Source organism: Bartonella grahamii ATCC 700132 (assembly GCF_000518085.1).
Taxonomy (GTDB): domain Bacteria; phylum Pseudomonadota; class Alphaproteobacteria; order Rhizobiales; family Rhizobiaceae; genus Bartonella; species Bartonella grahamii.
On record NZ_JACX01000005.1, the window covers coordinates 97187 to 114502 of the forward strand.

Sequence of the window (17316 nt, forward strand, 5' to 3'; positions counted from 1 at the left end):
TATTTCTGCTTGTAATGTGGGGATTGATTGGCGCTTTTGGATATTATCGCGTTCTTCCTCTTTGTTGTCCTTTCCTATTTAATTGTTCTTAATTTATAAGGAGATTTTGTTTTGATGGATTTTATTAAAAGTTTTATTCCACGTCGTTTTTCTTCCGATAAACTTGAAATTCCTGTGGTGCGCCTTCAAGGAGCAATTATGGATTCATCAGCGTCTATATCTCGTACCCTTTCCCTCAGTAGGTGTGCAAATCTTTTAGAGAAGGCTTTCGCACACAAAAAGTCACCGGCTGTTGCACTTATTATTAATTCTCCTGGTGGTTCACCTGTACAATCGCGTTTTATCTTCAAGCGTATTCGTGACTTGGCAGAAGAAAAAAATAAAAAGGTTCTTGTGTTTATTGAAGATATTGCAGCATCCGGTGGTTATATGATTGCTTGTGCGGGGGATGAAATTTTTGCAGATCCTTCTTCAATTGTTGGTTCCATTGGAGTGGTTTCAGCTTCCTTTGGTTTTCCGGAACTTTTGAAGAAAATTGGTATCGAACGGCGTGTATACACAGCAGGAAAGAACAAAGTTACATTAGATCCATTTCAGCCAGAAAAAAAGGCGGATATCGAGCATTTGAAATCTCTCCAACTTGAAGTGCATCAAACTTTTATCGATTTGGTTAAAGAACGGCGTGCTGAAAAATTATCAGATGATTCGAATCTCTTTACAGGAATGTTTTGGAGTGGAAAACAAAGCGTTGAGCTTGGTCTGGTTGATGGATTAAATGATGTACGTTCTGTTATTAAGGAGCGCTTTGGTAATGATGCAAAACTTCGACTTATTATGCCTCCAAAAAGTTTCTTAGGACCTAAAACGCCTTCAGGAGTGACGGCACATACGGTTTATACAGTCGTTGACAGTGCATTGATGGCAGCAGAAGAGCGAGCACTTTGGCAGCGTTATGGTCTGTAATGGAAAGGATCATTCAAGCCAGAGGGATTGTTATCTAAAAACAGATTCTAGAAGAAAAAAGGCTTGAAATGATACGAATGAGAACATGTCGTTTATTTTGTATGAGTGCTCTTTATATTTATTGTTTGTTTAGAAAACGATTAAGAATATTCCAAGCTGTTTATAGGGTTTGTGCTAATAAAAGTATGGATAAAAGGGGGAATTTGTAAAAGAACCCTATGTAGGTGAATATTACGTCATATGATATCAAATGTACAAACTTCGTTCCAAAGACATTCCTATTTATTTACACCTATTAAATTGAATTTAGCTCTGCATGTTGTGGGGCAACGTGCTGATGGGTATCATTTAATAGAAAGTTTGGTTTATTTTAGTCTTAGCGGTGATTGTCTACACTATGCACCTTGCGAAAATAATCAGTTTGTTTTGACGGGACCATTTGCAAAAGGCCTTGTGTCTCATTTAGATAATTTGGTTATTCGCGCACGGGATTTTATGCATAAGACTTTTCCTGAATGTGCTCAACCTGCTTTTTTTCGGCTTGTAAAAACATTACCTGTTGCTTCAGGCATTGGTGGTGGCTCAGGTGATGCAGCTGGGGTTATAAGCATGTTGCGTCAACAGTGGAATCTTGATTGCTCTTACCAAGAATTAGCAAAAATGAGCTTAGTTCTTGGTGCTGATGTTCCCATGTGTCTTTATGCATTAGAATATCAGCAGCCGCTTTTGGTCAAAGGAATTGGTCAAGAGATGATACAACTAAAGGGAGCCTGTTCTCTTGCAATAGTATTGGTTAATCATGGACAAGAGATTTCAACACAAACTGTTTTTAAAGCGTTAGAGAAGCGTCATAATCCTTCTTTAAAAATTAATACAGACGCTTTAAAGAGTGTTGATTCATTGGTTGAAGCTTTACAAGAAACGCGTAATGATCTTTTTTCTTCTGCATTAAAAATAGCACCTCAGTTAGCTGAAGTGTTATCTGTATTAGATGAATGTGGCGCTCTTTTTTCCCGCATGTCTGGAACGGGAGCAACTTGCTTTGGCATTTTTAAAAATAAACAAACAGCGCAACAAGCAGCTCTTTTTATCAAATCAATGCACCCAAATTGGTTTGTAAAACCTATCATGACTTTAGGAAATATCTGATAAATAAATATAAAAGCGTTTATTTCGTCATGATTTTATTATACACAATGAAAGAGGGTAACCAAAGAAATGTATTTTTTTATTTTGTGTGTTTTTGATCTTTTGTGCAAGAATTCGCATAATGTTTGGAGAGCCATTTAAAACTATAATGCTTGCAAAAAATGATTAGGCTACAGAAATAGATGTATGTTTGTTGTATTTGTGATTTATCAAAGATGTTTAATGTTCCGCTTCAACCAAATTTTTCGTGCGAATTGGATTTGCAAAAACAGGGTTTTTTTCATATAGCAGGTGTTGATGAAGTAGGACGGGGGCCTCTCGCTGGACCTGTGGTAACGGCAGCAGTTATCTTGGATAAAGACCATATTCCTAATGGGTTAAATGATTCAAAAAAACTTTCTTTTCTCCAACGAAATAGACTTTATCATGAAATTTTGCAAAGTGTATTAGCGGTTTCAGTCGCTAGTCTTTGTGCTCGTACAATTGATCAATCTAATATTAGAAAAGCAACTTTAGAAGCAATGCGTCGCTGTATTATAGGATTAGCTATTCCAGCCCACTATGTCCTTGTTGATGGACGTGATATTCCTTCTGAGTTGTCCTGTCCTGCAATGGCGTTGATTAAGGGCGATCAGCGTTCGGTTTCAATTGCAGCCGCATCTATTATTGCAAAAGTAACGCGTGACCGGATGATGGAATGTGCAGGACAAGTTTATAAAGGGTATGGTTTAGAGAAGCATGTAGGTTATGCAACGCTAGCGCATCGTACAGCTCTTGATAAATATGGACCAATTATAGGATTACATCGTTATAGTTTTGCACCACTAAAAGAGTGTTATAGAAATGGTGTGCCATGACGATTCTACCACTTAATAGTGCTTCGATAAGAGAGGCAATAGCGCTTCTTGAACAAGGGAAGTTAGTAGCATTACCAACGGAAACTGTTTATGGATTAGCGGGCGATGCAACCAATGGGAGGGCAATTTCTTCTATTTTTTCTACAAAGGGTCGTCCACAAATTAATCCTCTTATTGCGCATGTCAGTGGCATCGAAATGGCAGAACGTTATGTTAAAATTGACTTTCTTTCACGCCAATTAATGGAGGAATTTTGGCCAGGTCCTTTGACATTGGTTTTGCCTTTAAAGGAACAGCATAATATCCATCCTTTAACAACCTCTGGTTTGAATACCTTGGCTGTTCGTTTTCCAGACAGTCTTTTTGCGGAAGTGGTACAACATTTTGACCGCCCACTTGCTGCTCCTAGTGCGAATCAGTCGGGGCGTCTTAGCCCTACTTCAGCTGAGGCTGTTTTTGCATCTTTGGGGGAATCTGTTCCTTTGATATTGGACGGAGGACCTGCTAAAATAGGGCTTGAATCAACGATTATTAAGATTTGTGATGAAAATATTTATCTTTTGCGTCCAGGTGGGCTTGCGGCTGATAAAATTGAAGAAGTTGTGGGGAAGTCTTTAAAACGGATAGATCAAAGGGCGGCGATTGAAGCTCCAGGGATGTTAAAGTCGCATTATGCTCCCAATGCCACGATTCGTTTGAATGTAGAAAAGGTGGAAAATGGTGAAGCGCTTTTAGCATTTGGTTCAAAGCGCGTTATGGGGGCTGAAAATGCCGTTTCTATTTTAAACCTTAGCGAAGATGGAAAGTTGGAAGAGGCAGCCTTTCATTTATTTCAATATATGAAGGAATTAGATTCATTTAAAGTGAGATGTATCGCAGTAGAACCTATTCCATCATACGGATTAGGGGAGGCGATCAATGATCGTCTTATACGGGCTGCGGCTCCAAAGGAGAAATAAACATGGAGCAGAAATTAATTGAGGGGTTTAGAGAAATTGTTGGTGCTAAGCATGCTATAACAGATCAAGCGTTGATTGCACCGTATTTGCTTGAAGAGCGTGGCCTTTTTCATGGAAAAACACCTTTACTTTTACGTCCATCTTCTTGCGCAGAGGTCTCATCGATTATGCAGCTAGCGAGCAAAACACGTACACCGATTGTGCCACAGGGTGGAAATACAGGGCTTGTGGGGGGACAACAACCAGATGAAAGAGGAGGGAGCGTTCTTTTATCCATGGAGAGATTAAATAAGATTAGAGCTATAAATCTTGAGGGAAATTTTGTTGTTGTAGAGGCTGGTGTTATTTTACAGGATTTACAGAAAAAAGTGGATGAATCAGGTCGTTTTTTCCCTCTTTCTTTGGCATCTGAAGGTTCTTGTCAAGTAGGAGGAAATCTTTCGTCGAATGCTGGAGGGACAGCTGTTTTAGCCTATGGCAATATGCGTGATCTTTGTCTTGGTTTGGAAGTTGTTTTACCAGATGGCCGTATTTTAGATGATTTGCGTTTTGTTAAAAAAGATAATAGCGGTTACGATTTGAAAAATCTTTTTATTGGTGCAGAAGGCACATTGGGCGTTATAACCGCAGCCGTTTTGAAGATGTTTCCAAAAATAAAAGGAAAAGCTGTTGCTTTGGTGGGATTATATAGTCCGGCGAAGGCTTTGGAGTTTTTATCTCTGGCTCAAGAATATGGAGGAGGGATGTTGACAGGTTTTGAGCTCATGGGAAATCTCAGTTTGCAAATGGCTTTAGATTATAAGATGTGTGAGAAGCCTCCTCTTCAGCGGAAGCATGAATGGTATGTATTAATGAACATTTCATCATTGCAAGGCGATGATGAGGCGTTATCAGTACTGAGTATTATTTTAGAAGAAGCTTTAAAGAATGCGGTGATAGAAGATGCAATTGTTGCACAATCTTTAAAACAGCAAGATTTTTTTTGGCAGTTGCGTGAAAGTATATCCTATGCACAAAAGTTAGCAGGAGGGTCCATTAAGCATGATATTGCGGTCCCACTTGCTTCTATTCCTGATTTTATTGCTGAGGCAGCGCTTATTGTTGAAGATATTGCTCCAGGAGCACGGGTGATTTGTTTTGGACACATGGGCGATGGAAATTTACATTATAACATTACACAACCTGTAGGAGCTGATACGACGGTGTTCTTGCAGTTATGGTCAAAAATGAATCATCGCATTCATAGTTTAGTGATGGACTATAGAGGTGCATTTTCTGCTGAGCATGGAATTGGTCAGCTTAAGCGGGAAGAACTTCGTTCTTTTAAATCGCCTGTCGCATTGGATATTATGCAAGGGATTAAAAAAACGCTCGATCCTTTAGGGATAATGAATCCCGGAAAAGTATTATAATTCAAGAATAGTGATCATGTATTTTTGTTTAGATTTTAATAACCAAAAAAGAAACCAGTTGTTTTTTATTCAAACTTTTAATAATCCAATGAGAAAAAGCTGCTAAAGGGTGTATGTTATTTAAGATAAATTGGGATAATGTATATGGCTAATCAATGCTTTAATCAGGCAAAAGCGGTGCTTGAATTTCGGTTAGATCCGTGCCATTTGCCACAAACGACGACATATTTTTCATCCAAAACGGGTAATCAGGTTATTTGTTCTTTAAATGAGCGTGGTGTTTCTTTTAAAACGGATATGCCTTCAAGCTTATCGCATTTAATACCCCCTTATCATTTCCAAGGAATTGCAGCACGTACCGTAAAAACGCGTTCAGGAGAAAGAGCTGTTGCATTAGAATTACTTCATGCCGATGAGGAAGCTTGTATACCGCTTTTGGTTTCCAGAGATTTGAATAATGTTCTTCTGGATTGGCGATTATGGGCCGATACTTATGGCCTCCCCATGCTTATGATCAATGAAGATAATCGCATTCTGGTTGTAAAAGATCGTTCTGATTTACATCGATTTTTTGGTACAACAGCACATTCTAAACAAAAGCGTTTTTTACTTCGTTATAGCAATCCGTTAGGCTTGCGTTTGGTGATTGCGAATCGAATTGCACTCCAGTAATATTAATATGCATTCATTTTTGTACTACCGTAAGCATTTATTTTGTTGTGCCGTAAAACATCGTTGTTTGGGGCGGTAATATAAGGCATGTAAACTTCACACATGAAGTATTTTTAGAGGACATGGCGAGTATTCTTAAGTTTGCTTGTCGGTCTTTGTGTAAGTGAAGCATATGAGTGGGAACCAAGAGGAACCTGCTCAATGAGAATCCAGATGTTTACAGATGGGATTTGGTGTGACTTTTGGTTCTTTAAGGCAAAGAGAAAATCAATGATTGTAAATGAGAGTTTTTTGACACCATATATTAGCAGCTGGAATTGGTTACGTTAAACGCTTTTCTCGGAGAGGTAAAACGGCTTTCATAACAATAGAAACCGTTTTTTGGCGGTGTAATTTTTAGTTTTCGCCCCATCATTAAAACACGAGCAGATTGCTGGAAGTGTTTTTTACTTTTTTATAAATCATTTCTCCATGTCGCATGAGAGCTTTAAATATTGCAAAATATTCTTATTTCATCTCTCTCCTATAATCAAAATCATTTTTTTGCACGTTATAAGAAGAATTAGAGTATGGATAAAAATCATTAAAAAAGAGTAAACACTCTCTGATAAAGCGTTTAGATAGAAAGGGTTATCGTAATATTGAGAGTTGGAAAATACAATGATAGTATCGGTTTTTATCTTTATTTCAGAAAGATGGCAGAATGGATTTATACTATTTTCAGGTAGTGTCGTAAAATGGGAGTGACGAGCATGAGAGATATTGTTTAAGAATTTGTACGTGAATAACATCAGTATCTTTTTTTTGGCATTTTATTTTTCGTAAAAGCGGAATTTCATTAAAAAACGCAATAAATAAGAGAAATGATAGTATATATGTTTTTCTTCAGGGTTTTATAAGAAAGAAAGTATTTATAAAGATGATGAGAAAATACGTTTAAATTAAATACAACAGTAAAATGATCAGTTTATATCACAGTGTCATATTCAGAGAAATTTCCTATTTTATCATGAGTAGATATCCTATTTACAATATTTGATTGTTCAAAGGAAAGCATACTCATTTTTTCAAAATTATGGTCAACGTAAAACAGTAAGAAAATTTGTGTATCATGCTCTTATATAAAATAATCAAATCGTAAAAAAGAATATTCAAAGAATTTAGTTTTCTCGCGCAATGGCTCTCCATCCGATATCACGGCGAACAAAACCTTCTGGCCAATCAATACAATCAACAGCTTCATAAGCACGTTTTTGTGCGTGCGTAATCGTTTTTCCTGTTGCTGTTATATTAAGAACACGTCCACCATTTGCAATGAGTTCTCCATCACGTAATACTGTACCAGCTTGAAAAACTTTCACATCGGGAAGATTGTTTACTTTATCAACGTTACGGATAACAGTACCTTTTTGGGGAGAGTCTGGGTAACCATTAGCAGCCATAACAACGGTGAGAGCAGTTTTTTCAGACCACCGAAGAGGCTTATTTTCAAGTTTTCCTTGAGCTGCAGCAAGAAAAATTGGCAAAATGTCATCTTTGAGGCGCATCATTAAAACTTGACATTCAGGATCACCGAAGCGTACGTTAAATTCAATTAATTCGGGTCCTTTTTGCGTTATCATTAATCCGACGAAGAGAATACCTTTAAAGGGGGCGCCCATTTCTTTCATGCTTTTTAAAGCTGGTTCAACAATTTCTTTGAGGGTACGATTCACTATTTCTTGGGTCATGATGGGCGCTGGTGAATAAGCACCCATACCACCAGTGTTTGCTCCAATATCCCCATCACCTACACGTTTATGATCTTGAGCAGATCCAAAAGGAAGAGCAACTTTACCATCACAAAGGCAGAAGAAGCTTGCTTCTTCACCTTCAAGAAAAGATTCTACAACAATTTTGTTTCCTGCATCTCCAAATGCACTTTTGAAGCAGGCATCGACTGCATTAAATGCTTCTTCCATAGTTGTTGCAACCACGACACCTTTGCCAGCTGCTAAGCCATCAGCTTTAATAACAATGGGAACACCTTGTTGATGAATGTAAGCTTTAGCTTTAGAAGCGTCATTAAAGCATTGGTAACTTCCTGTAGGAATGTTATTCTTACGACATAAATCTTTCGTAAAAGCTTTTGAACCTTCTAGTTGAGCAGCTTTTTGAGTAGGACCAAATACACAGATGTTAGCGCTATTAAGAGAGTCTGTTATACCCGCAACCAATGGTGCTTCTGGTCCTACAATCACAAGATCGATAGAATGTTTTTTACAAAAATCAATAACAAGGTGATGGTCATCAATGTTTAAATTAATATTTTCACCAAATTCTGTTGTTGCAGGGTTTCCAGGGGCACAATATAACTTTGTTAGCAGTGGTGATGCTGCTATTTTCCATGCTAAAGCATGTTCTCGTCCACCTGAGCCAATAAGAAGAATATTCATTGCTTGCTCCTCTCATAAAAGATGATTAATCTTATCTCCTTCTCATAAGAATGAAATGTCTCTATCGCAAGACCAAAGGTAAATCATTTAATGAAAAAAAATAAAAATATCGCGCATGTTCAGTCCTGTGAGAGTCAGGGACGGGTTATGGATGCATCTTCCAAACAATGGGTCTACAATTTTCTTCCCTGTTCTTTATGGTTTTATGCGCAATTAGCGCGTTGGGATCGGCCTATCGGATGGCAATTGTTGATGTGGCCTTGTTTTTGGTCAACAACAATGGCTTTTTTCTCTTATGACATGCATTACGATACTCTTTTATCAATGTTTCTTCATTGGGTTTGGTATCTTTTTCTTTTTTTTCTGGGATCTATTGCTATGCGAGGGGCAGGATGTACTTGGAATGATCTTATTGACCATAAAATTGATGCTCAGGTAGAAAGGACACGTTCTCGTCCATTGCCGACAGGTCATGTGAGTCGGTTTCAAGCAAGAGTTTTTATACTTATACAATGTTTGGTTGGTTTAGTCGTTTTATCACAATTTAATAGGTTTAGTTTTTTTCTAGGTATTTCGTCATTGATAGCTGTTGCATTTTATCCTTTTATGAAACGCGTAACATATTGGCCGCAGTTTTTTTTAGGCGTTGCGTTTAATTGGGGGGCATTAATGGGGTGGGCTGTTGTCTTTGGAAGTTTAAGCTGGGCACCAATCTTGCTTTATGTGGGATCAATCTTGTGGACCATAGGATACGATACAATCTATGCACATCAAGATAAAGAAGATGATGCTACTGTTGGTGTTCGTTCTACGGCTCTTCTCTTTGGTAAAGGAACCAAGCGTGCTTTAGTATTTTTGTATGGTGGTTTTGTGGTGTTTGTTAGTCTAGCATTTTATTTAGCTGGAGTCCCTGTTCTTAGCTTTTTGGGGATTTTTATGGCAAGCATCCATATGTTTATTCAAATTAAAGTCATTGATATAGATGACAGTTCACAATGCCTCAGGCTTTTCAAATCTAATTCGCTTATTGGTTTTGTGATTTTTGCTGGTTTGGTATTTGGGGGTATATGGACGATATTTTATCCTGCTGTCTAAAAATAAGTTAGCTAAAATCATAGTTTCTGCTGAATACAGTATTTTCTTTTAAATAAGCTTGTTGCTAATCTGTTTTAAGCGATACAGTAGAAAATATTACCAATCAACTTTTACAGTGAAAATGAAATTCTTCTATTTAAATAAAATGAATCATCTTCTTTTAGAATTTTTCAAATAAAAAATATTTGTTTAACTGTTGGGAAGAAAAAATCTTTATAACGATGAAGTTTGAAGGATTAGGGATAAAGTTTTTGTCTTTTCCAATCGCTGTGTTCAACACAATCGCGTGTAAAAAGCAGACGATCATGTAAACGAAATGGGCGATCGCACCAGAACTCTATAGAAAGGGGTTTAACACGAAACCCAGACCAATAAGGTGGTCGTGGAATATTGCCTAGAGCATAACGTGTAGTATAGTGAGCAATTGCTTTTTCGAGCACAAAACGATTGTCTAAAGGTTGAGATTGTTTAGATGCCCATGCACCAATTCGACTACCACGTGGTCGCGATTGGAAATAGGCATCGGCTTCTTGTTGACTTACTTTTTCAACAATTCCTCTAATTCTGACCTGACGACGAAGCGATTTCCAATGAAAACCTAAGGATGCTTTCATTGATTTTAAAATTTCTTGTCCTTTACAGCTTTCATAATTGGTATAGAAGACGAAGCCTTGGGGACTGTAGTCTTTGAGGAGAACCATACGAACATTAGGGAGTCCTGTTTCGTCAACTGTTGCTAATGCCATAGCATTTGGATCATTTATTTCACTTATCGTTGCTTCTTCAAGCCACTTTGCGAAAAGTTCAAAAGGTTTTTGCATTTTCATAAAATGATCATCTGTTGGTATTTTGTTGCTCATAGTTTCTCCAAATATCAGTGAGCATGGGTGAGGCATTTTCTCATTTACTTTATCATCAAAAAGCCAATGCTATTGTGTATTTCTATGGTAGTTTAATTATTTTTACTTTAGCATAGACTACAATGAGCTATATTAAATAAATGTCTCATTTTATCTGGTATTTTAGTTTACTGATAGACATATAAAGAGGAAAGAAGAAATTATTCTCTAAGAATAGACTGACGACGATATAAGGGATATTGAACAACGGATCAGTTGATATTTTGAAAACGAAAAAATTGAAAAGAGGGCAATATGCGTGATCCCTACACGATTCTGGGTGTGGCACGTACCGCAAAATCGCAAGAGATTAAATCGGCATTTAGAAGATTAGCAAAGAAGTATCATCCAGACCATAATAAAGATGATACAAAGGCTAAAGAAAAATTTGCTGAAATTAATCAAGCTTATGAAATTATAGGTGATAAGGATAAAAAGGCACAATTTGACCGCGGTGAAATTGATATGGAAGGAAAACCGCTTTATCAAGCTTATGGTACTGGTGAAAATTTTAGCAATAAACAAAATCCCTTTTCAGGAAGAGCAAAGGGATTTGATTTTTCCTCTTCAGGTGGTGCAGGTTTTGATGCGAGTGATATTTTTCGGGATCTGTTTGGAGGAGGTAGTAGCTTTTCGAATTCCACACACTATAACCGTCCCCAACAAGGAGCACATGTTCGTGCTAATCTTGCCATAACATTAGAGCAGATGGTTGGCGCAGAAAAGGTGGAAGCTGTTTTTCCAAATGGAAAAAAGTTAAAAATTAAACTTCCAGATTATATTGAAGACGGACAGACTATTCGATTAAAAGGTCAGGGAGAAGAGGTACCTCTTGGGCAAGCAGGAGATGCGTTGATAACCATTCAGATTCAAAAACATCCTCGTTTTCGGGTTGAAGGAAGAGCACTCCATCTTGATTTACCAGTTTCTCTTAAACATGCTGTTTTGGGAGCAAAAGAAGAAGTCGAGACGTTGGAGGGACGTGTGGTTTTAACGATTCCTGCTTGGTCAAGTTCTGATCGCGTTTTACGGTTGAAAGGGAAAGGGCTTCGTTTAAAAAATGGTACAAGAGATGATCTTTATGTGCATGTTCGCATTATGTTGCCGGAAGGTGAAAATGCCGCGCTAGAACAGTTTTTGCAAATGCAACAAGATTAATTTTAAAATTTTCTATATATAAAAGCGTAGTTTTTGTTTGATTTTAAACCAATTGCTTGAAGAAAAAGTTGACCTGTGTCATAGGCAGATGAATAATATTAATTTTAAGTAACAATGGGGCAGTGCTGATGGCTAAGAGTAATGGTTTATTGTACGGTAAGCGTGGTTTAATTTTGGGGTTGGCCAATAATCGCTCCATCGCTTGGGGAATCGCTAAAGCGGCAAGTAGCGCAGGGGCAGAGCTTGCTTTTACCTATCAGGGTGAAGCAATGAAAAAGCGTGTTGAGCCTTTGGCTGAAGAATTAAAGGGGTTTATTTGTGGACATTGTGATGTTTCTGACAGTGTCTCTATTGATACGGTCTTTAGAGAAATAGAGAAGAAATGGGGAAAACTCGATTTTTTAGTTCATGCTATTGGTTTTTCTGATAAAGATGAATTAAGTGGTCGTTATATTGATATCAGCGAATCAAATTTTATGATGACCATGAATATTTCCGTTTATTCCCTAACAGCTCTAACGAAGCGTGCAGAGAAATTAATGCCAGATGGTGGTTCAATCTTGACACTAACCTATTATGGTGCAGAAAAGGTTGTTCCCAATTATAATGTAATGGGGGTTGCCAAAGCAGCTCTTGAAGCGAGCGTGAAATATTTAGCGGTAGATTTAGGTCCTCAAAATATTCGTGTTAATGCTATATCTGCTGGACCAATTAAAACGTTAGCGGCTTCAGGTATTGGTGATTTTCGTTATATTTTAAAATGGAATGAATATAATGCTCCATTACGTCGTACGGTAACAATTGAAGAGGTTGGTGATTCTGCACTTTATTTTCTTTCAGATTTGTCTCGTTCTGTTACCGGTGAAGTCCATCATGTCGATTCGGGTTATAATATCATAGGTATGAAAGCAGTTGATGCACCAGACATTTCTGTCGTTAAAGAATAAAGTTTGGTTTATAGGATTTTATTGGACAGCAGTAATTTGACCAAATTTAAAGTGGCTAAGAGTATTTGGGAGCAAAGAGCTACCTTGTGTATAGCACACAACATACGTTGTCGTTGTATATATTTGACAGAGAAACGGATCTTTTTTCATGTCGCATAATACATTTGGTCATTTGTTTCGTGTAACAACATGGGGTGAAAGTCATGGTGCTGCTCTTGGTTGTGTCATTGATGGTTGTCCACCTGGAATTGTTTTTACTCTTGCAGAAGTTCAAGCTTATCTTGATAAACGCAAACCAGGACAATCAAAGTATACAACGCAGCGCCGAGAACCAGATGAAGTAGAGGTCCTTTCAGGAGTTGTTGTTCAAGACGATGGGACGACATTGGTGACAACAGGTACACCAATTTCTCTGTTGATTCGAAACACAGATCAGCGTTCGAAGGATTATAGCTCGATTGCCCATCAGTATCGTCCAGGACATGCGGATTATACTTATGATATTAAATATGGCATTCGTGATTTTCGAGGTGGGGGACGTGCTTCGGCACGGGAGACGGCAGCACGTGTTGCAGCTGGTGCCTTTGCTCGTAAAATCGTTCCTGGTTTGATTGTACGAGGAGCAGTGATAGCAATTGGTCCTCATAATATTAATCGTGATCGTTGGGATTGGTCAGAGGTTGATAATAATCCTTTTTTTACAGCTGATGCAGAGATGGTTCCCATTTTCAGTGATTATATCAGTAAACTCTGTAAAGAGGGAACATCTGTTGGTGCGGTTGTTGAGATCGTTGCAGAAAATGTTCCGGCAGGTTTAGGAGCCCCTATTTACGCAAAGCTTGATCAAGATATTGCATCGTTACTTATGTCGATTAATGCGGTAAAAGGTGTGGAAATTGGTGATGGTTTTGCGGCAGCCCGCCTGAGGGGAGAAGAAAATGCCGATGAAATGCGAATGGGAAATGATGGAAAACCGCTTTTTTTATCCAATCATGCTGGTGGTATTTTAGGGGGAATATCGAGTGGACAGCCAATAGTTGCACGTTTTGCTGTAAAGCCTACTTCATCAATTTTAACGCCTCGTCGCTCCATTGATGTTGATGGTCATGATATAGATGTTATAACGAAGGGACGTCATGATCCATGTGTTGGGATTCGTGCCGTTCCTGTTGGTGAAGCGATGGTTGCTTGTGCTATTGCTGACCATTATCTAAGACATCGCGGTCAAATTGGGTGATTGAGAAGGTGAATAATGGCGTATGATGAAAAAAAAATTGTTTCTGCACTTAAAGCTTTTGAACGCGGTGAAATTGTTGTGGTGACAGATGATGATGACCGTGAAAATGAGGGTGATTTAACTGTTGCTGCAACGCATTGTACAGAAGAAAAGATGGCGTTTATTCTTCGTCACACAACAGGTATTGTGTGTACACCTATGCCAAAAAAAGAAGCACAACGGTTTAATCTTGCTCCTATGGTACCAGATAATAACTCTGCACATGGGACGCAATTTACTGTTACTGTGGATTTTAAACATGGGATAACGACGGGTATTTCCGCACATGACCGCACATTGGCAGTTCGTAATCTTGCTAATCCAAATGCTGTTGCTCACGATTTTGTCCGTCCAGGACATATTTTTCCTTTGATTGCGCATGAAGGGGGGGTGCTCATGCGTTCAGGTCACACGGAGGCGGCTGTTGATTTATGTAAATTAGCTGGTTTGCCACCAGTTGGTGTTATTGGTGAGTTGGTCAATGATGATGGCAGCGTTAAACATGGCGATCAGATCATGAAATTTGCACAAGAACATCGGTTACATATGATAACGGTTGCAGATTTAATTGCTTACCGCCAACGTAAGGAAATATTGATCAAACATGTTGGAGAAATGCCTATTGAAACATCTATAGGTCCCGCTATTGTTCAAAGTTATCAACTCCCTTGGGAGGCCATTCAGCATATTGCAATTGTTTTTGGTGATGTCCGTGAGGGTGAGGATATTCCTGTGTATTTACATCATGAAAACATTATAAATGACGTTTTTTGTCAAGCTTCAGATATTATGGTGATGATGCGGCATATGATGGAAAAAGAAAAACGTGGCATATTTATTTATTTGCGTAAAGGATCTGTTATGCAATCAACTATTGATATTCAAAATATGGCAAGAGACAGTTCAGAAAACCATGTGCAGGCGATTGAACGCGAAGAAGAATGGCGCAAAATTGGTTTAGGATCACAAATTTTAAAATATCTAGGAATAGGCTCTGTTATTGTTTATGCTGCTAAAGAGCATCATTATGTAGGTTTAGAAGGTTTTGGAATTCATATATCTAGAACAGATATTTTTTGAGGTTCATATGAAAAAAGAGATACAAGAGGGGGATATTACGACCTTAAGCTTTGAGCAAGCGCTTAAGCAACTTGAAGTTATTGTCGAAAATTTGGAACGTGGCGATGTGCCTTTGGAACAATCCATTGATATTTATGAACGCGGTGAAGCGCTTAAAAAGCATTGTGAAAAACTCTTAAGAGTTGCTGAAGCTAAAGTTGAAAAAATACAGCTTTCAGAAGACGGTTCTCCAAAAGGAGTAGAACCACTTGATGCTAAATAATATTAAATATTTTGGATATTTATTGTGAAACGAGAAGATATAATAACCTTTTTTATAGAAAATTAAATCGATTGATTTCTTTTTTATAAAATAAGTAAAAAATGAGGAAAGTATAGCTCATCTCAAATAGAAAAGAGCATTTTTCAGTAAAAAAGATGCAAAACTGTAAATAAGAGTAGAGAAGATATATTTTTATCGTTTCGTTTTCTTGAGTTAAGATAATAGAAAGGTTTTTTTTGTCTCAGGTCTTAACACCATTGCTTGACCATATTTGTTTTCCGCAAGATTTGCGGGCATTGCCTGAGTCTGATTTGGTACAGTTGGCTGATGAGTTGCGAACTGCAACAATTGATGCGGTTTCTGTAACAGGTGGTCATCTTGGGGCGGGACTTGGTGTTGTTGAGCTCACTGTTGCATTACATTATATTTTTAATACACCAGAGGATAGGATTATTTGGGATGTTGGTCATCAAACCTATCCACACAAGATTTTAACGGGGCGTAGAGAAAAAATTCGCACATTACGTCAAGAGGGCGGATTATCAGGTTTTACAAAACGTTCAGAAAGTGTGTATGATCCATTTGGAGCGGGGCATTCGTCTACTTCTATTTCAGCGGGGCTTGGCATGGCGGTGGCAAGTGCTTTGAAAGCAGAGACAAGACGCAATATCATAGCTGTCATCGGTGATGGTGCAATGTCTGCGGGCATGGCTTATGAAGCAATGAACAATGCTGGTGCTTTGGATGCACGCTTGATTGTTGTTCTTAATGATAACGATATGTCTATAGCACCACCTACAGGTGCTATGAGTGCACATCTTGCACGATTAGTATCTCGTCCTTCTTATCGTCATTTGCGTGAACGCGTAAAGATGTTGAGCGAAAAATTGCCAAAGTTTTTTTTGGATAAGGCGCGTCGTTCAGAGGAATTTGCGCGTGGACTTTTGGTTGGGGGAACTTTATTTGATGAGCTTGGCTTTTATTACCTTGGCCCCATAGATGGGCACAATTTGGGGCATTTATTGCCTGTTTTAAAAAATGTTCGTGAATATCCTAGTGGTCCTGTTTTGGTGCATGTTGTCACACATAAGGGAAAGGGATATCCACCTGCAGAAGCCTCACCTGATAAATATCATGGTGTTAATCGTTTTGATGTCACGACAGGAAAACAGGTTAAAGCATCAAGTAATATTCTACCCTATACCAAGGTATTTTCTAAAGCTTTAATAGAAGAAGCTCGCCATGATGATAAGATTGTTGGCATAACAGCAGCGATGCCAACAGGGACAGGTCTTGATTCTTTTGCGAAAAAATTTCCTGAAAAAATGTTTGATGTTGGTATCGCTGAGCAACATGCCGTAACTTTTGCGGCAGGACTTGCTTGTGAAGGGTACAAGCCTTTTGTTGCAATTTATTCTACTTTTTTACAGCGTGCTTATGATCAAATTATTCATGATGTATCAATTCAAAAATTACCGGTACGTTTTGCTATTGACCGTGCAGGTTTTGTGGGGGCAGATGGTGCAACACATGCTGGAAGTTTTGATATTGTTTTTTTGTCCACTCTTCCTGGGTTTGTTGTTATGGCACCTTCTGATGAGCTTGAACTGATGCATATGGTGCGTACAGCTGCAGCTTATGATCAGGGACCAATTTCTTTTCGTTATCCACGTGGTGAGGGTATTGGTATAGATTTACCGCAACGTGGTGAGTTATTAGAAATTGGAAAGGGGCGTGTTCTGCGTGAAGGAAATAGGATCGCTTTGGTTTGTTTTGGAACGCGGATGTCAGAAGTGTTGCAAGCTGCTGATGCATTGGAGGCTGAAGGATTATCTACAACGGTTGCAGATGCACGGTTTGCGAAACCTTTAGATAAGGATTTGATGTGTCGTTTGGCACGTGAGCATGAAGTATTGGTGACAATTGAAGAAGGGGCAATCGGTGGTTTTGGAGCGCACATATTACAATTTTTAGCGCAAGAAGGGCTCTTAGAGCATGGTTTGAAAGCTCGTACACTAAAACTTCCTGATGAGTATTTGAATCATGGTGCACCAGAAAAAGTTCTTTCACGTATCGGGCTTGATGCTATGGGTATTGTCAACACGGTTTTTGCTGCTTTAGGCCGCGAGATTCGAACAGGATAAAAAATTCG

General features: G+C 38.4%; 15 protein-coding genes. 13 read left to right on the plus strand and 2 right to left on the minus strand.

The features are described 5' to 3' along the window. The first annotated feature begins 114 nt into the window (after positions 1-114). The 6 genes from U736_RS0102565 (at position 115) to U736_RS0102590 (ending at position 6012) form a co-directional block, all read left to right on the plus strand. A complete protein-coding gene (locus U736_RS0102565) occupies positions 115-963 on the plus strand; it encodes a S49 family peptidase (protein WP_012754808.1) in 849 nt (282 codons plus the stop codon). Positions 964-1203: 240 nt separating this feature from the next. After that, a complete protein-coding gene (locus tag U736_RS0102570) occupies positions 1204-2112 on the plus strand; it encodes a 4-(cytidine 5'-diphospho)-2-C-methyl-D-erythritol kinase (RefSeq protein WP_012754809.1) in 909 nt (302 codons plus the stop codon). A 182-nt stretch (positions 2113-2294) separates the two neighbouring features. After that, complete coding sequence (locus tag U736_RS0102575) at positions 2295-2969, plus strand: ribonuclease HII (RefSeq protein WP_425290143.1); 675 nt, start codon at positions 2295-2297, stop codon at positions 2967-2969. Next, positions 2966-3928, plus strand: coding sequence for an L-threonylcarbamoyladenylate synthase (locus U736_RS0102580; protein ID WP_026500265.1), 963 nt, complete (start codon positions 2966-2968; stop codon positions 3926-3928). Before U736_RS0102575 ends, U736_RS0102580 begins: the two co-directional genes overlap by 4 nt. 2 nt (positions 3929-3930) lie before the next feature. Then, entirely contained in the window at positions 3931-5340 is a 1410-nt protein-coding gene (locus tag U736_RS0102585) for an FAD-binding oxidoreductase (protein WP_012754812.1), read from the plus strand. Positions 5341-5484: 144 nt separating this feature from the next. Then, complete coding sequence (locus U736_RS0102590; RefSeq protein WP_012754813.1) at positions 5485-6012, plus strand: DUF6101 family protein; 528 nt, start codon at positions 5485-5487, stop codon at positions 6010-6012. Positions 6013-7172: 1160 nt separating this feature from the next. Here U736_RS0102590 and purD read toward each other — a convergent pair. Continuing rightward, positions 7173-8447 carry a phosphoribosylamine--glycine ligase gene (purD, locus tag U736_RS0102595; protein WP_012754814.1) on the minus strand — a complete coding sequence of 425 codons (1275 nt, stop codon included), beginning with the start codon at positions 8445-8447 and terminating at the stop codon, positions 7173-7175. Positions 8448-8537: 90 nt separating this feature from the next. On the opposite strand from purD, the gene ubiA reads away from it, so the two are divergent. After that, complete coding sequence (gene ubiA, locus U736_RS0102600) at positions 8538-9542, plus strand: 4-hydroxybenzoate octaprenyltransferase (protein WP_012754815.1); 1005 nt, start codon at positions 8538-8540, stop codon at positions 9540-9542. Between the two features lie 236 nt (positions 9543-9778). On the opposite strand, the gene pdxH is transcribed toward ubiA, so the two are convergent. Beyond that, positions 9779-10402: a pyridoxamine 5'-phosphate oxidase gene (gene pdxH / locus U736_RS0102605; RefSeq protein ID WP_026500266.1), complete on the minus strand. Its 624-nt coding sequence runs from the start codon at positions 10400-10402 to the stop codon at positions 9779-9781. Between the two features lie 294 nt (positions 10403-10696). Here pdxH and U736_RS0102610 point away from each other — a divergent pair, with 294 nt between their 5' ends. The 6 genes from U736_RS0102610 (at position 10697) to dxs (ending at position 17308) form a co-directional block, all read left to right on the plus strand. Continuing rightward, positions 10697-11599 carry a DnaJ C-terminal domain-containing protein gene (locus tag U736_RS0102610; protein WP_012754817.1) on the plus strand — a complete coding sequence of 301 codons (903 nt, stop codon included), beginning with the start codon at positions 10697-10699 and terminating at the stop codon, positions 11597-11599. A 128-nt stretch (positions 11600-11727) separates the two neighbouring features. Further along, a complete protein-coding gene (gene fabI / locus U736_RS0102615; RefSeq protein ID WP_026500267.1) occupies positions 11728-12546 on the plus strand; it encodes an enoyl-ACP reductase FabI in 819 nt (272 codons plus the stop codon). 148 nt (positions 12547-12694) lie between these two features. Further along, on the plus strand, positions 12695-13783 hold the full coding sequence (aroC, locus tag U736_RS0102620; RefSeq protein ID WP_012754819.1) for a chorismate synthase: 1089 nt from the start codon (positions 12695-12697) through the stop codon (positions 13781-13783). A gap of 15 nt (positions 13784-13798) precedes the next feature. Then, positions 13799-14902, plus strand: a complete 1104-nt coding sequence (gene ribB, locus U736_RS0102625; protein ID WP_012754820.1) for a 3,4-dihydroxy-2-butanone-4-phosphate synthase — start codon at positions 13799-13801, stop codon at positions 14900-14902. A gap of 7 nt (positions 14903-14909) precedes the next feature. Then, positions 14910-15164 (plus strand): exodeoxyribonuclease VII small subunit, encoded by a 255-nt coding sequence (locus U736_RS0102630; RefSeq protein WP_012754821.1) that lies wholly within the window; start codon positions 14910-14912, stop codon positions 15162-15164. 236 nt (positions 15165-15400) lie between these two features. Further along, positions 15401-17308 (plus strand): 1-deoxy-D-xylulose-5-phosphate synthase, encoded by a 1908-nt coding sequence (dxs, locus tag U736_RS0102635; RefSeq protein WP_012754822.1) that lies wholly within the window; start codon positions 15401-15403, stop codon positions 17306-17308. Positions 17309-17316: the final 8 nt, after the last annotated feature.

Bases quoted from the DNA above. Each gene is read 5' to 3' on its own strand.
- U736_RS0102565 (WP_012754808.1), top strand. From the start codon at position 115: ATGGATTTTATTAAAAGTTTTATTCCACGTCGTTTTTCTTCCGATAAA.
- U736_RS0102570 (WP_012754809.1), top strand. From the start codon at position 1,204: ATGATATCAAATGTACAAACTTCGTTCCAAAGACATTCCTATTTATTT.
- U736_RS0102575 (WP_425290143.1), top strand. From the start codon at position 2,295: ATGTATGTTTGTTGTATTTGTGATTTATCAAAGATGTTTAATGTTCCG.
- U736_RS0102580 (WP_026500265.1), top strand. From the start codon at position 2,966: ATGACGATTCTACCACTTAATAGTGCTTCGATAAGAGAGGCAATAGCG.
- U736_RS0102585 (WP_012754812.1), top strand. From the start codon at position 3,931: ATGGAGCAGAAATTAATTGAGGGGTTTAGAGAAATTGTTGGTGCTAAG.
- U736_RS0102590 (WP_012754813.1), top strand. From the start codon at position 5,485: ATGGCTAATCAATGCTTTAATCAGGCAAAAGCGGTGCTTGAATTTCGG.
- purD (WP_012754814.1), bottom strand. From the start codon at position 8,447: ATGAATATTCTTCTTATTGGCTCAGGTGGACGAGAACATGCTTTAGCA.
- ubiA (WP_012754815.1), top strand. From the start codon at position 8,538: ATGAAAAAAAATAAAAATATCGCGCATGTTCAGTCCTGTGAGAGTCAG.
- pdxH (WP_026500266.1), bottom strand. From the start codon at position 10,402: ATGAGCAACAAAATACCAACAGATGATCATTTTATGAAAATGCAAAAA.
- U736_RS0102610 (WP_012754817.1), top strand. From the start codon at position 10,697: ATGCGTGATCCCTACACGATTCTGGGTGTGGCACGTACCGCAAAATCG.
- fabI (WP_026500267.1), top strand. From the start codon at position 11,728: ATGGCTAAGAGTAATGGTTTATTGTACGGTAAGCGTGGTTTAATTTTG.
- aroC (WP_012754819.1), top strand. From the start codon at position 12,695: ATGTCGCATAATACATTTGGTCATTTGTTTCGTGTAACAACATGGGGT.
- ribB (WP_012754820.1), top strand. From the start codon at position 13,799: ATGGCGTATGATGAAAAAAAAATTGTTTCTGCACTTAAAGCTTTTGAA.
- U736_RS0102630 (WP_012754821.1), top strand. From the start codon at position 14,910: ATGAAAAAAGAGATACAAGAGGGGGATATTACGACCTTAAGCTTTGAG.